Source organism: Halanaeroarchaeum sp. HSR-CO (genome assembly GCF_024972755.1).
In the GTDB taxonomy this organism is placed as follows: Archaea; Halobacteriota; Halobacteria; order Halobacteriales; family Halobacteriaceae; genus Halanaeroarchaeum.
The window spans coordinates 2,652,959-2,665,002 of record NZ_CP087724.1 but is presented as its reverse complement, the minus strand read 5'-3'; the positions used below and the strand labels follow the sequence as shown (position 1 = coordinate 2,665,002).

Genomic DNA, 12,044 nt, shown 5'->3' with positions numbered 1-12,044 from the left:
GCCACGGTCGATGCCGTGAACTACCCTTCGTAACGATCCGACCGCTTTTCTAGCTTCTGGCCGACTTCGCTCGCCAGCTGGAAGATGAACCCGAGTCCACGCTGGACGTCGGGGTCGTTCATCTTGCGCAGCATCCCGAGCATGCCGACGGCCTCGGGCGGGTCGCTCGGGTCGTCGGCGGCGTCGCCGAGCGCACACATGAGCAACTCCAGATTGCGAACCGCTTCGGGCTCACCGGCCGCGCGATCCAGGAGTTCGCCGGCCTGGGTCACCGCGCTGACCCCCGAGACCACCATCTCGTCGTCCATCGCCTCGGACGCGAGCGAGACGGTGTTGGCGGCCTGCGTGAGGTCATCGAGGGTGCCGCTTTGTTCGAGTTCGACCAGTGCGTTCATCGCGTTCTCGATGGACTCGGCCTCCGCGTCGATGTCGGTTTGGTTCTCAGTCATGGTCTCACCTCAGAGCAACCCCCTGGCGGTAAGCCAGTAGGCTTCGTTGTAGGACAGTTTCGCCCAGTGGATGAACTGGGTTTCGTTGCGGACGACCGGCTCGTTCTCGTAGTCGAAGGTGATGTGGGTTCCCTCGTCCATGCCTGCTTCGATGAAACAGACCGTGTCGCCTTCGAAGTGCCCGGTCGGCGTCTGGCCCCGCACGTACGAGGCGATGCGATCGACGACGACGCTCGACGCGTAGTGGGCGACGCTCCCGGCCTTGCTCGTCGGCAGGTCGGTGACGTCGCCGATGCCGAAGACGTTCTCGGCGTGGTCGGACTCGAGGGTGTCCTTGTTGACCTCCATCCAGTCTGGCCCCAGGCCCGCGTCTTCGATCAGCGGCGAGGGCTTGAACTCGGGGATGCCGACCAGGAGGTCGTAGTCCAGTTCCTTGCCCTCGATCGTCTCGATCACCTGTTCGTCGCTGTCGACGGAATCGACGTTGAAGAACGTCCGCGTGTCGATACCGCGATCCTCGAAGCGCGGTTCCATCCACTCGGCGACCGGTCGGACCCCGTGGAGGCGGTTGATCGGGTAGGTGTAGGTGATCTCGATGTCGTCGCGTAGCCCGCGCTTGTCGAGCCACGAGTCGGCCATGAACGCGAACTCGACGGGAGCGGCTGGACAGACGTGCGGCGTGCCGATGACCGAGAGGACCAGTCGTCCCTCTTCGAGGCCCGCGAGCGCTTCGCGGAGCTCCTCGGCGGCCTCCGGGCCGTAGAAGTGGTGGCCGTCCCCGTCGGAACCCAGCCCCGGCGTGCCCTCCGGGTCCGGAATCGCGCCGGTACTGACCACGAGGTAGTCGTAGTCCATCGCGGAGCCGTCTCGCATCGAGACTGACTGGGCGTCGGTGTCGATGCCGGTAACCCGCTGGAAGACCAGGTCGACGTGTCGGTCGACGACGTCTGCCAGCGGTCGTTTCGCGTCCTCGGCCTCCTTCTTGCCGAAGGGGACGTAGAGGAACGTCGGTTTGTAGACGTGATACGGGTCGTCGGTGACGATCGTAACGTTCACGTCCCCGGCCTTGACCTCTCGCTCTAATTTTTCGACGAGCCGGTTGGCCGTGACGGTACCGCCGACCCCACCGCCGATGATGACGATTTCATCCGTCATTGGTTAGCTCTTTTCGACGTAGATAGCATAATACTCACCCTCGTCGACGGTGTCGAGGAGTTCGTGGCCGGCTTCCTCGACCCACTCGGGGACGTCGTTTTTCGACCCCTCGTCGCCGGTGAGCAGTTCCACGACGGTTCCAGCGTCGACGTTCTTGATCTTGCCGATGAGGTCCATCAGTGGGCCGGGGCAGGCGGATCCGCGGGCGTCGACGGTCACGTCAGCTTCGATTTGTTCACTCATTGATTTAGACGAAGATGATCTGCTTGTCCTTCGCGCGGTTCAGGAACCCGGAGACGCCCAGGACGTCGTCGAAGACGTCGTCGACGTAGTCGTCGAGGTCCGTGTCCAGCAGGTCCATGGCCAGTTCGCAGGCGTAGACGTTGAGCGGGCCGATCTGGCGGGCCTGTTCGAGCTGTTCGGTGAACAGGGGGACCTCGACGTCCTCGGCTTCCATCATCGCCTGGGCGACGCGACCGCCCTCGAAGTCCATGTTCTCGACGGCCGCCTTCTCGAAGGGGTTGAGGCCGTTCATCGTGACGAAGACCTCGACGGGGGTGTCCGACATCGCCGCGACCGAGGCGATCATGCTGACCGCCTGGACGCGTTCTATCTCCTCGGATGCAAGTACGATTGCGTAGCCAGTCATAGTAGTGTACAGTTCGTGAGTATGAACCCAGGGCTTTAGTAGTGTGCTTTTATTCCAAGTGCGTGGGAAAACGTGCACGTTCAAGGGGGTCGTATCGGCGGTACTGGCCGTTTCTCGGCACAGAATATAGTCGCCGCGAAGCAATCCTCGCGGAGCCGGTACGGTTCGATTCTGGCGCTCGGTGCTACTCTGGCTTCAGCCCACGGTCTTCGACGCGCATGACGGCTTCACCGTCCGCGAGGTTGGGCGCGTCGACCAGCCGAACGATCCGTTTGTCGCCCTTGGACTTGCGGAGGTAGATACGGAACGTCGAGGTGTGGCCCAAAATATTCCCACCGATCGGTTTCGTGGGGTCGCCGAAGAACGCGTCCGGGTTGGACTGCACCTGGTTGGTGACGACGACGGCCGTGTTGTAGAGGTCGCCCATCCGCAACAGGTCGTGGAGGTGTTTGTTGAGCTTCTGTTGGCGGTCGGCGAGTTCGCCGCGGCCCACGTACTCCGCCCGGAAGTGAGCTGTCAGCGAGTCCACTGCCAGCATCCGGACCGGCCAGTCGGTATCCTCGTGTTCGCTCGCGACCTCCTTTGCCTTCTCCGCGAGCAGGATCTGGTGGTTGGAGTTGAACGCCTTCGCCACGTGGATGTGGTCGAGGAAGTCCTGGACCAGTTCGTCCATGACGTCCTCGTCGTCGAGCGAGCCCTCTATCTCACGGTCCGCCTTCGTCGCCTCGAGGGCCTCTTCGGAGAGCCCCTTCACCATGTCGTCGATCCGTTCCGGTCGGAAGGTGTCCTCGCTGTCGACGAAGATGGCGCTGCCTTCCAGGCCGCCGTACTCCCTGGGGAGCTGGACGGTGACGGCCAGCTGGTGGGTGACCTGGGACTTGCCGGCCCCGAACTCGCCGTAGACCTCGGTGATCGACTGCGTCTCGACGCCGCCGCCGAGCAGTTCGTCGACCTCCGGGACGCCCCAGGTGAGCTTCCCGATCTGTTCGCGCCGCTCGAGTACGTCGGTGCCGGTCTCGAAGCCGCCGATGTCCGCCGCCTTCCGGGCGGCCTGGACGATGTCGGCCGCGGTCGATTCGCCGACGTCGGCCGTGTTGGACAGTTCGCCGGGAGAGGCGACCGCCAGACTCTGATAGGAGTCGAATCCCGCTTCGTGCAACTTCTCTGCCGTGGCCGGTCCCACGCCCGGCAGCTCCTCGAGGTTCGCGTCTGCTGGCATCGTAGTCCGACATTCTCCCGTTTCGGGTATAAACCCTCGTATACACCAGAGTGAAAGTGAAATTCGGGTGCGGTGATCGAGGGTCGCTCCTCCCCTGGCCAGGGTTCATCAGGGAAGAGTGCCCGCTCACAGCCAGCAGTGCCTGGTGGCATCGCTGCTGCTCGCGGGTCGCTTCGATCTCGCGGGCTACCTGCCCGCTCGATTATCCCGCGGACCGCCGGTCCGCGCCTCCCCGTTCGCCCATCCGGCGGTGCCTAGCGGCACCGCCCGCGGCTCGCGGTTGGCTACCGCTCGCGGGCCACAGGCCCGCTCGTAAGTACCGCGGACCTTCGGTCCGCGCTCTCCCCGCTCGCTCATTCGGTGGCGCCTGCCGGCGCCACCCGAACCCAATAGTTGAGGGTCCCCCACGCGTACGCGCCTGTAATGCCCGTCGGCGACTACCTCATCGGTGGAGTGCTGCTCGCGCTGCTCGCCATCCTCCTGTTGCTCGTCCAGATCCGGCGGGCGGTCCAGCGCGAGGAGATCGGGACCGACCAGTTGACGACGGCGATGCACACCACGCTCTCGGAGATGGGCTTCGCGGCGTCGGTCTCCCGCATCGAGGACCGCGCCACCGAACTCCAGAGCGTCCACCAGAACCTCGAACGCCTCCTGCGGGTCCCGCGGGAGCGCGGCGAGTTCGGCGAGGAGCAACTCGAGATCATCCTCGAAGACCACCTCCCGCCCGACATGTTCGGCATCCGCAAGCGGGTGGTGGGCAACAAGACGCCCGACGCCCACATCGAGACCAGCGAGGGGGTCGTCTGCATCGATTCGAAGTTCTCGCTGGACGCCTACGAACGAGCCATCGAGGCCGAAAATCCACAGGAACGGGCCACCCACGAACGGACCTTCCGCGACCAGGTCGACGAACAGCTGGCGAAGATCGCCGAGGACTACGTCAGGCCGGACCAGGGGACGACCGACTTCGCGTTCGCGTTCGTCCCGAGCGAGAGCGTCTACTACCACCTCGTGACCGAGGAGTACGACATGCTCCGGGCGTACACGAAACGCGGCGTCCAGGTCGTCTCGCCGCTCACCCTCGGGCACAAACTCGAACTCATCAAGGCCGGCGTGCAGGCCCGAAAGCTCTCGGCGGAGGCCGAGGAGATCCTCGAGCACCTCGATCGACTGGATCGCCGATTCGAGGCCTTCGAGGACGAGTGGGGGACACTCGAACGCCACATCTCGAACGCCCACGGCAAGGCCGAGGACGTCGACAGGGAACTCTCGCGGATGCGAGAGTCGTTCGATCGCATCGAAGAACCGACCGTCGAGGAGTAGCGGAGACGGTGGGGGCCCAAGCGCCGCGTGGCGCTACTCCCAGGGATGGCCGCCGTTTCGGTCCGGCCAGAGCGGGTACCAGTAGCCGGTGTCCTCTTCGACGTCGAGTTCGCCGTCGAGGACCGACTGGAGTTTGACCTCGAGGGCGGTGTCCCGCTCGCGCATCGCGCGCGGGGCGAACGGGTAGAACGAGCCGCGACGGAACGAGTAGATCCAGTACACCCGCCCCTCGCCCTCGGTCGGTTCGAAGCCGAAGACGGCGGCGAGCAGGCGGTCGCCGTAGCCCCGGTCGTCGAGGGTGTCCGCGGCCACGTAGAGGTCGGTGATGAGCGACTCGAAGCCCTCCCGGTCGGCGACGGCCCAGGTGTAGCCGTGAGCGTCCTCGTGGACGCTGGCCCAGCCGTCGCCGTCGAGCACGGCCTCGACGTCCCGCAGGGCGTCGCGAAAGTCCGTCGACCCCATCTCGGAGAAGCCGATGCCCGCCACGGACATCGGGACGAAGTCGAGGTCCGCTTCCATGGTGACGGAGGCGCCGCTCAACTGGAAGAGGTCGTCCGGGTCGGCCTCGCGTGTCGCGTCCGCCGACGCCCGGAGGCCGAGCGCTTCGCGGATACTGTCGAGGACACCCATCTCAGGCTGTCTCGAGCTCGCGTTCCAGGTCGCGAAGTCGTTCGACGCGCTTCTCGGTGGTCGGGTGGGTGCGGAACAGTCGGGCGATGACGCCCTTGTCGATGGGGACGATGAAGAAGGCGTTCATCTCCGACTGCTCGCGCAGGTCGCGCTCGGGTACCCGGTCCATGCGATTGTCGATTTTCATGAGCGCCGACGCCATCGCGGACGGTTTCCCCGTGATCATCGCGGCACCCCTGTCGGCGGCGTACTCGCGGTAGCGCGAGAGCGCCCTGATGAGCAGGAACGAGATGATCCAGACGACGAGCGACGCCAGGATGGCCACGATGACCGGGGCGCCGCCCTGCTGGCGGTTCCGGCCGCCGAACAGCCAGCCCCAGCGGACCACGATGAAGGCGATGGTCGAGAGGAACGACGCGACGGTCATCACGGTCATGTCCCGGTTCTTGATGTGGGAGAGCTCGTGGGCGAGGACCCCCTCGAGTTCCTCGCGGTCGAGGGTCTGCAGGATGCCCGTCGTCACCGCGACGGCCGCGTGGTTCTTCGACCGGCCGGTGGCGAAGGCGTTGGGCATCTTGGAGTCGACGACGGCGACCTTGGGCATCGGGAGGTCGGCCTGCTGGGAGAGGCGTCGGATGCTCCGGTGAAGTTCCGGGTACTCCGCCTCGGTCACCTCTTTGGCGCCCATGCTCCAGAGCGTCAACTTATCACTGAAGTACCACTGTGCGATGGAGAAACTCCCCATCAACAGCACGAACATCGCCATCCCGCCGCCCATGTACCAGACGATGAACGCGGCGAAGACGAGGTAGAGGGCGAACAGGAGGAACATCGTTACGCCCATCCGGAGGCGCAGTCCCCAGTCCGTTTTCCACTGCATGCACGTCCCTAGTGTACTCCATGGCTATAAGTCGTCGCTCGTCGACATCATCGGTATGACACGATTGGCGGACGTCTCCCCGGGCGATTCGGTCACCTACAGTCGGACGTTCACGACCGAGGAGGTGACGCAGTTCGCCGAGCTCTCCGAGGACGAGGGCTATCATCACCTGGTCGCGGACCAGTCCGGCACCGTCATGGTCCACGGCTTGCTCACCGCGACGCTTCCCACGAAGTTCGGCGGCGATATCGACTACGTGGCCCGGTCGATGGCCTTCGAATTTCCCAGACCGGTCTACACGGGCGAGACGATAACCTGCGAGGTGACCGTCGAGGACCTCACGGAGACCGACGACCGGACAGAACTCGCGGCGTCGTTCGTCTGCACCGACGAAGACGACGCCGTCGTCCTTCGTGGCGAGAGCGAGGGCGTCATCTTCGGGTGACTGCGGTGGCGTGGTGAACGCCCGTGACGGGCAACTTAACATCGGTCGCCGCATAGCCCGGCCCGATGACAGCCGAGACCGGCACGTTCTGTCCGCGCTGTGGCGATCCCGTGGTTCCACGCGAGTCAGGGGAGACCCGCCGGGAGCGGATGCTCTGTGATGCGTGCTATCTCGAGGATTTCTCGCTGGTCGACGCGCCGGAACGGGTCCAGGTGAACGTCTGTGCCCGGTGCGGTGCGGTCCACCGCGGCAATCGGTGGGTCGATGTCGGCGCCCAGGACTACACCGACGTCGCCGTCGAGGCGGTCACCGAGGCCCTCGGCGTCCACGTCGCGGCCGAGGACGTCGAGTGGCAGGTCAGGCCCGAACAGGTCGACCCGACGACCATCCGGATGCACGCGACGTTCACCGGCACCGTTCGCGACGATCCCGTCACCGAGTCGGTTACCGTCCCGGTCACCATCGCGAAAGGAACCTGCACCCGGTGTGGGCGTATCTCGGGCGATTACTACGCATCGGTGGTCCAGGTGCGGGCGACCGACAGGACGCCGACGGCCGAGGAGACGTCGCGCGCCGTCGATATCGCCAACGACGTCGTCGCCGAGATGGAGGCCACCGGCGACCGTAACGCCTTCATCACCGAGATATCGGAGATGGCGGACGGGCTCGACATGAAGCTCTCGACCAACAAGATCGGGAAGAAGGTCTCGCGGAAACTCGTCACCGAGTTCGGGGGTCGCGTCGACGATTCCGAGACGCTGGTCACCGAGGACGAGGACGGTAACGAGGTCTATCGCGTCACGTACGCGGTTCGACTGCCCCGGTACCAGCCCGGCGACGTCGTGGCACTCGACGACGAGGCGGGCCCGGTCCTCGTCCGAAGCGTCCACGGCAACCTCAAAGGCGTCAGGGTCACGACCGGTGCGCCCTACGAAGCCAGCTACGAGGACGGGGACGCCCCGGCCGGTCGGGTCGTCGGCACCCGCGCCGACGCCGAGGAGACGACCCTCGTCGCGGTCGAGGACGAGAACGCCGTCCAGATCCTGGACCCCGAGACCTACGAGTCGAAGACGGTCGCCCGCCCCGACTACCTGGACGCCGACGCCGAGACCGTTCTGGCGCTGAAGAGCCGTGCCGGTCTGCACGTCCTCCCGGAGGCCTGAGATGGCCACGCTCGCCGCGCTGGTTCGCAAGGCCGACGCCGAAGCCACGATGGACGCACTCCGAGCGGAGGGCGTCTACGACGAGGATCGCCGGGTCCGCGAGCAGGACGACGAGCACCTCTCCGTTCCGATCCTCGCGCCCCCGAGTGAGACGTCGGTCGTGGCGGTCTTCGAGGAAGACGACCCCGCATTCCGCCGCCTCGGACTCGATTCCCGTCTTCGGGACCGCGGCTTCGACGACGAGGCGGTCGAGCGGGCGCCGAGTTCCTGGGCGGTCATCGGCGACGTGATCCTCGTCTCATTCGGGGACTGTGAACGGCGGGAGGCGGTGGGCGAGGCACTCCTCGACCTCCACGGCGAGGCCGACACCGTCCTCGCCAGGGGTGGCATCGCGGGCGAGACGCGTCACCCCGATGTCGAGGTCGTGGCCGGGTCCGGCGATACGGAGACGGTCCATTACGAGCACGGTACCGCTTACGCACTGGACCTCTCGCGGGTGATGTTCGCCCCAGGGAACAAGGCCGAACGCGCCCACATGGGCGAGGTGGTGGCCACCGACGAGACCGTCCTCGACATGTTCGCCGGCGTCGGCTACTTCACGCTCCCGATGGCCCGCGCCGGAGCACGGGTCACCGCGGTCGAGAAGAACCCCGAGGCGTTCCGCTACCTGACGGAGAACGCCGCGCTGAACGAGGTACAGGACCGCGTCGAACTCCTGCTCGGCGACTGCCGGGACGTGGTCGAAACCCGCGTCGCGGCCGCCGACCCACGATTCGATCGCGTCGTGATGGGATATTACGACGCGCACGCGTACCTCGAGAGTGCGCTCGCCTCGGTCGCTCCCGGGGGCGTCGTCCACATGCACGAGGCCACGCCCGAGGCGGAGCTCTGGGACCGCCCGATCCGCCGACTCCGCGAGGCGGCCGCGGCAGTCGACCGTGACCTCGAGATCCTCGACCGTCGTCGGGTCAAGTCCCATAGCGAGGGCGTCTGGCACGTGGTGGTCGACGCCCGCGTCCCTGGGTCAGATTGAAACCGTCGGCGCTCCGAGAGAGTAACATGGACCGACAGCAACTCATCGCCATCTTCCTCACCGTGATCATGGCCGGATCCGTCTTCGCGTACGCGGCGTCGTTCTTCTGACGGGGTGGTCCCGGCCGTCACGCCGCGTCGGCGACCGTCCCGCCTTCAGGCGAAGTCCACGTCGAGGGCGATCTTCCCCTCGAGCCCACCTGCTTCGACGAGTTCGTGGGCTCGCGCGACCTCCTGTACTGGTCGGGTCGAGTCGATCATCGGTTCGAGGTGACCGCTCTCCACGAGCCTGCGGAGCCCGTCGAGTTTGTCGCGCGCCCGCTCGAGGAAGAGGAGTTCCAGCGTGGGGTTTTTGGCGTACTGTGCGCCGACGTCGCCCTGGGGGTTCTGGATGGTCACCGCGGTCCCGTGGGGTCGGAGCACGTCCATGCTGTCGGCCACGGCGGTCCCGCCGACCGTGTCCACGACCAGGTCGATCGGTTCGTCGGCGTCGAAGTGGGCCTGGACGGCGTCGGTCACGTCGTCCGCCGTGTAATCGAGCACCAGGTCCACGCCGAGGTCCGCCATGAGCGGTGCGGTCTCGGGGCTGGAGACGGTGACGACCCGCGCGCCCGAGGCGAGGGCCAGTTGTGCCGCGACCGACCCGACGCCGCCGGTGCCGTGGATCAGGACGGTCTCGCCGGCCTCGACGTCGCCGCGCTCGATGACGGCGTCCCACGCGGTGCCGCCGGCCAGCGGAAGGACGGCCGCCTCCTCGTGGGTGAGCGACGGTGGCTTGTGGGCGACGATGTCCGCCGCCGCGACGTGGTACTCGGCGTAACTCCCCTCGCCGACGAATATCTCGGGCGTGTAGAAGACCTCGTCACCGACCGCGAAGTCGGTCACCGCCTCCCCGACGGCGTCGACGACGCCGGAGACGTCGTAGCCGATGATCGCCGGCGGCGAGACGTTCGCCCAGGAACCGGCCTGTCGGATCTTGTAGTCGACCGGGTTGACCGAGGACGCGTGCACCGTCACCCGGACCTCGGTGGGGCCCGGTTCGGGCGTCTCGACTTCGCGCTCCTCGAAGACGTCGGTGTCACCGAAGTCGGTGATGACCATCGCTCGCATGGTCCAGTTGTCGGCCCGTCGTCGTATCAACGTTCGGACGGGAGTGGGCCTCTCCGGTTGCGTGGGCTCCGAGAGTTCATGTACCAAGACACGGCCACCTCGTGGCGATGCTCGCCAGCACCCTTCCGCCGTCGTTCCGTTCAGGGGTCCCACACGTCCGACAACGGGCTCCGCGAGCCCTGTTCGCGCCCGGTTCGACTCGGCGCACCCCCATCCGGTGGCCCGCTCCGCTCGCCACCCTGTCCGTGACCACCGCCGTCCGCGGAGGTCGTCTCGGACCGTGAGACGCGCTGCTGTGTGGGGTCGTCTTCGACGGCCGCTACCTGGCGCACGCGCCCGTCCATCCCGGCGAGCGCGGCATCCGCGTCGAGGGCGGGGAGCGACGGCCGGTCCATCCGGTCGACGGCGTCGGCGAACCAGTCGGGCATGTCGGTCCGGGCCCGCTCGAAGAGGTCGAGCAGGCTGGTGTCGGCCAGGTAGGTCGCCCCGTAGTCGTCCGGGGACCGAACCACCCGGCCCGCCGCCTGGATGACCGTCCGGAGCGCCGTGCGGTAGTACCAGGGCCACTGCCCGTCCGACAGTCGTCGGGCCACCCGCGAGTCGTTGGTGTTCGGGAACGGGGCCTTGGTGAGCACCTGCCACCGCGCGAGGTCGCCGGAGAGGTCCAGGGCCTCCTCCATCTTCACCGACAGGAACACCTCCGGGTCGTCGCTCGCTTTCCAGGTCTCGAGGGACTCGTCCCGGGTGTCCCGGTCGTGGACGCGCACGCGGTCGCCGACGCCCAGCGAGCGGAGGTGCTGGGCGAGTTTGGACTGGATGTCGTAGGAATGTGCGTGGACGAGCCCCTTCTCGTGGGGGTGTTCGGCCATGAGCGATCCGATGGTCTCGGCGATGCGGGGGATCGTCTCCTCCCGGTCCTCGTAGGTCATCCGCCCCTGGGTCACGTCGTACAGCGGGCGGTTCTCGACGGGGAACGTGTGCGGGACGTCGACCAGCGCGACCCGACTCGGATCGAGGCCGACGCTCCGGCAGAAGGCGTCCTTGTCGAGGATGGTCGCCGAGAGGAGGGCGAACCGGTTTGCCCGCTCCCAGATGGTGTGGTTGAGGTATCGCTCGGGGTCCATCGGCTTGATCGTGATCCGCCCACCGTCGCCCTGGTCGACGACCCACGTCGTCGCGCTGTCCGGATCGCGGTAGTCGTCGACGAACCAGGTGAGGTCCGCGATGCGGTCCTGAAGTCGGTCCCGGCGGCCCGCCTCGTCGGGGGTCAGTTCGTCCGCGACGAGCAGTTCGTCCTTGGCCGACTCGCAGACGTCGATCACCTGTTCGGCGAATCGGGCCGTCCGTTCGACGTCGCCGTCGAGGTCCGGGATCCGGAGGTCGTCCCAGACCGGGAGCGTCGCCGGCCCCAGGTCGATAGCGGCGTACATCTCCGCCCACTCGCCCAGGCCGTGGGCCTCGTCGATGACGCCGACGTCGCGCTGCCCGAAGACGTCGGAACCGGCCGTATGCATGAAGTACGCGAGGGTCATGGCGGCGTACTCGCGGGAACTGGCGATGGCCCGGGCGGAGAAGTACGGACAGCGGTGTTTGACCGCACAGTCGTACCCCCGTTTCCGGGCGCAGGGCGCCCGGTCGACCGGCGTGTGCTCCTCGCCGGCGAGGATACAGTCGTAGTTTCGCTTGCCGCGCACGACCTGTAGATCGGACAGAAGTGGGTCCTCGGCGACGTCGTCGAGCTGGGACACCTGTGGGGTCGTGTAGTACGCGCCCACAGCTTCGGTGGGGTCGGCCGCCCCGGGCTGACGCGCACACCCCATGATTGCCCGGGCGATGAGGGACTTCCCGGTCCCGGTCGGCGCGCGGACCAGCACGACGTCGTTCCCCGCCTCGAAGGCCTCGCGGACGTCCTGCAAGGCCTGTTGCTGGGCTCCTCTGTAGGACGGTGCCGGAAACTCCTCGACGATGCGGTCAGGCTGCACTACACGT

General features: G+C 66.7%; 14 protein-coding genes. 5 read left to right on the top strand and 9 right to left on the bottom strand.

The genetic code is table 11. The annotated features are described in order from the left end of the window. Window positions 1–20: 20 nt before the first annotated feature. From HSRCO_RS13905 to radA, 5 genes are all read right to left on the bottom strand, one after another. On the bottom strand, window positions 21–449 hold the full coding sequence (locus HSRCO_RS13905) for a DUF1641 domain-containing protein (protein WP_259518241.1): 429 nt from the start codon (window positions 447–449) through the stop codon (window positions 21–23). A 9-nt stretch (window positions 450–458) separates the two neighbouring features. Continuing rightward, a complete protein-coding gene (locus HSRCO_RS13900; RefSeq protein ID WP_259518240.1) occupies window positions 459–1,604 on the bottom strand; it encodes an NAD(P)/FAD-dependent oxidoreductase in 1,146 nt (381 codons plus the stop codon). Between the two features lie 3 nt (window positions 1,605–1,607). Next, window positions 1,608–1,847, bottom strand: a complete 240-nt coding sequence (locus HSRCO_RS13895; RefSeq protein WP_259518239.1) for a sulfurtransferase TusA family protein — start codon at window positions 1,845–1,847, stop codon at window positions 1,608–1,610. Between the two features lie 4 nt (window positions 1,848–1,851). Beyond that, the gene (locus tag HSRCO_RS13890) at window positions 1,852–2,253 is read right to left on the bottom strand and encodes a DsrE/DsrF/DrsH-like family protein (RefSeq protein ID WP_259518238.1); all 402 of its coding nucleotides are present in this window, start codon (window positions 2,251–2,253) and stop codon (window positions 1,852–1,854) included. A 184-nt stretch (window positions 2,254–2,437) separates the two neighbouring features. After that, entirely contained in the window at window positions 2,438–3,472 is a 1,035-nt protein-coding gene (gene radA / locus HSRCO_RS13885) for a DNA repair and recombination protein RadA (RefSeq protein ID WP_259518237.1), read from the bottom strand. A gap of 423 nt (window positions 3,473–3,895) precedes the next feature. On the opposite strand from radA, the gene rmuC reads away from it, so the two are divergent. Further along, window positions 3,896–4,795 (top strand): DNA recombination protein RmuC, encoded by a 900-nt coding sequence (gene rmuC / locus HSRCO_RS13880; RefSeq protein ID WP_259518236.1) that lies wholly within the window; start codon window positions 3,896–3,898, stop codon window positions 4,793–4,795. 33 nt (window positions 4,796–4,828) lie between these two features. On the opposite strand, the gene HSRCO_RS13875 is transcribed toward rmuC, so the two are convergent. Together HSRCO_RS13875 and htpX are read right to left on the bottom strand one after the other, a co-directional pair. Next, window positions 4,829–5,425 carry a PspA-associated protein PspAB gene (locus HSRCO_RS13875; protein ID WP_259518235.1) on the bottom strand — a complete coding sequence of 199 codons (597 nt, stop codon included), beginning with the start codon at window positions 5,423–5,425 and terminating at the stop codon, window positions 4,829–4,831. 1 nt (window position 5,426) lies between these two features. Further along, window positions 5,427–6,305 carry a zinc metalloprotease HtpX gene (gene htpX, locus HSRCO_RS13870; RefSeq protein ID WP_259518234.1) on the bottom strand — a complete coding sequence of 293 codons (879 nt, stop codon included), beginning with the start codon at window positions 6,303–6,305 and terminating at the stop codon, window positions 5,427–5,429. A 55-nt stretch (window positions 6,306–6,360) separates the two neighbouring features. Here htpX and HSRCO_RS13865 point away from each other — a divergent pair, with 55 nt between their 5' ends. From HSRCO_RS13865 to HSRCO_RS13850, 4 genes are all read left to right on the top strand, one after another. Beyond that, entirely contained in the window at window positions 6,361–6,750 is a 390-nt protein-coding gene (locus HSRCO_RS13865; protein ID WP_259518233.1) for a dehydratase, read from the top strand. Window positions 6,751–6,815: 65 nt separating this feature from the next. After that, window positions 6,816–7,913: a 60S ribosomal export protein NMD3 gene (locus HSRCO_RS13860; RefSeq protein WP_259518232.1), complete on the top strand. Its 1,098-nt coding sequence runs from the start codon at window positions 6,816–6,818 to the stop codon at window positions 7,911–7,913. A 1-nt stretch (window position 7,914) separates the two neighbouring features. After that, window positions 7,915–8,946, top strand: coding sequence for a class I SAM-dependent methyltransferase family protein (locus HSRCO_RS13855; RefSeq protein ID WP_259518231.1), 1,032 nt, complete (start codon window positions 7,915–7,917; stop codon window positions 8,944–8,946). Further along, window positions 8,943–9,056 carry a surface glycoprotein gene (locus tag HSRCO_RS13850; RefSeq protein WP_259518230.1) on the top strand — a complete coding sequence of 38 codons (114 nt, stop codon included), beginning with the start codon at window positions 8,943–8,945 and terminating at the stop codon, window positions 9,054–9,056. Before HSRCO_RS13855 ends, HSRCO_RS13850 begins: the two co-directional genes overlap by 4 nt. A 45-nt stretch (window positions 9,057–9,101) precedes the next feature. Here the strand turns inward: HSRCO_RS13850 and HSRCO_RS13845 are convergent, their stop codons facing one another. Together HSRCO_RS13845 and HSRCO_RS13840 are read right to left on the bottom strand one after the other, a co-directional pair. Continuing rightward, window positions 9,102–10,055, bottom strand: coding sequence for a zinc-binding dehydrogenase (locus HSRCO_RS13845; RefSeq protein WP_259518229.1), 954 nt, complete (start codon window positions 10,053–10,055; stop codon window positions 9,102–9,104). A gap of 140 nt (window positions 10,056–10,195) precedes the next feature. Further along, window positions 10,196–12,037, bottom strand: a complete 1,842-nt coding sequence (locus HSRCO_RS13840) for a helicase C-terminal domain-containing protein (RefSeq protein WP_259518228.1) — start codon at window positions 12,035–12,037, stop codon at window positions 10,196–10,198. Window positions 12,038–12,044: the final 7 nt, after the last annotated feature.

What these genes read in the sequence shown, in the direction of transcription:
- HSRCO_RS13860 (WP_259518232.1), top strand. Translation starts at nt 6,816, where the DNA reads ATGACAGCCGAGACCGGCACGTTCTGTCCGCGCTGTGGCGATCCCGTG.
- rmuC (WP_259518236.1), top strand. Translation starts at nt 3,896, where the DNA reads ATGCCCGTCGGCGACTACCTCATCGGTGGAGTGCTGCTCGCGCTGCTC.
- HSRCO_RS13875 (WP_259518235.1), bottom strand. Translation starts at nt 5,425, where the DNA reads ATGGGTGTCCTCGACAGTATCCGCGAAGCGCTCGGCCTCCGGGCGTCG.
- HSRCO_RS13890 (WP_259518238.1), bottom strand. Translation starts at nt 2,253, where the DNA reads ATGACTGGCTACGCAATCGTACTTGCATCCGAGGAGATAGAACGCGTC.
- HSRCO_RS13865 (WP_259518233.1), top strand. Translation starts at nt 6,361, where the DNA reads ATGACACGATTGGCGGACGTCTCCCCGGGCGATTCGGTCACCTACAGT.
- HSRCO_RS13845 (WP_259518229.1), bottom strand. Translation starts at nt 10,055, where the DNA reads ATGCGAGCGATGGTCATCACCGACTTCGGTGACACCGACGTCTTCGAG.
- HSRCO_RS13900 (WP_259518240.1), bottom strand. Translation starts at nt 1,604, where the DNA reads ATGACGGATGAAATCGTCATCATCGGCGGTGGGGTCGGCGGTACCGTC.
- HSRCO_RS13895 (WP_259518239.1), bottom strand. Translation starts at nt 1,847, where the DNA reads ATGAGTGAACAAATCGAAGCTGACGTGACCGTCGACGCCCGCGGATCC.
- HSRCO_RS13905 (WP_259518241.1), bottom strand. Translation starts at nt 449, where the DNA reads ATGACTGAGAACCAAACCGACATCGACGCGGAGGCCGAGTCCATCGAG.
- htpX (WP_259518234.1), bottom strand. Translation starts at nt 6,305, where the DNA reads ATGCAGTGGAAAACGGACTGGGGACTGCGCCTCCGGATGGGCGTAACG.
- radA (WP_259518237.1), bottom strand. Translation starts at nt 3,472, where the DNA reads ATGCCAGCAGACGCGAACCTCGAGGAGCTGCCGGGCGTGGGACCGGCC.
- HSRCO_RS13855 (WP_259518231.1), top strand. Translation starts at nt 7,915, where the DNA reads ATGGCCACGCTCGCCGCGCTGGTTCGCAAGGCCGACGCCGAAGCCACG.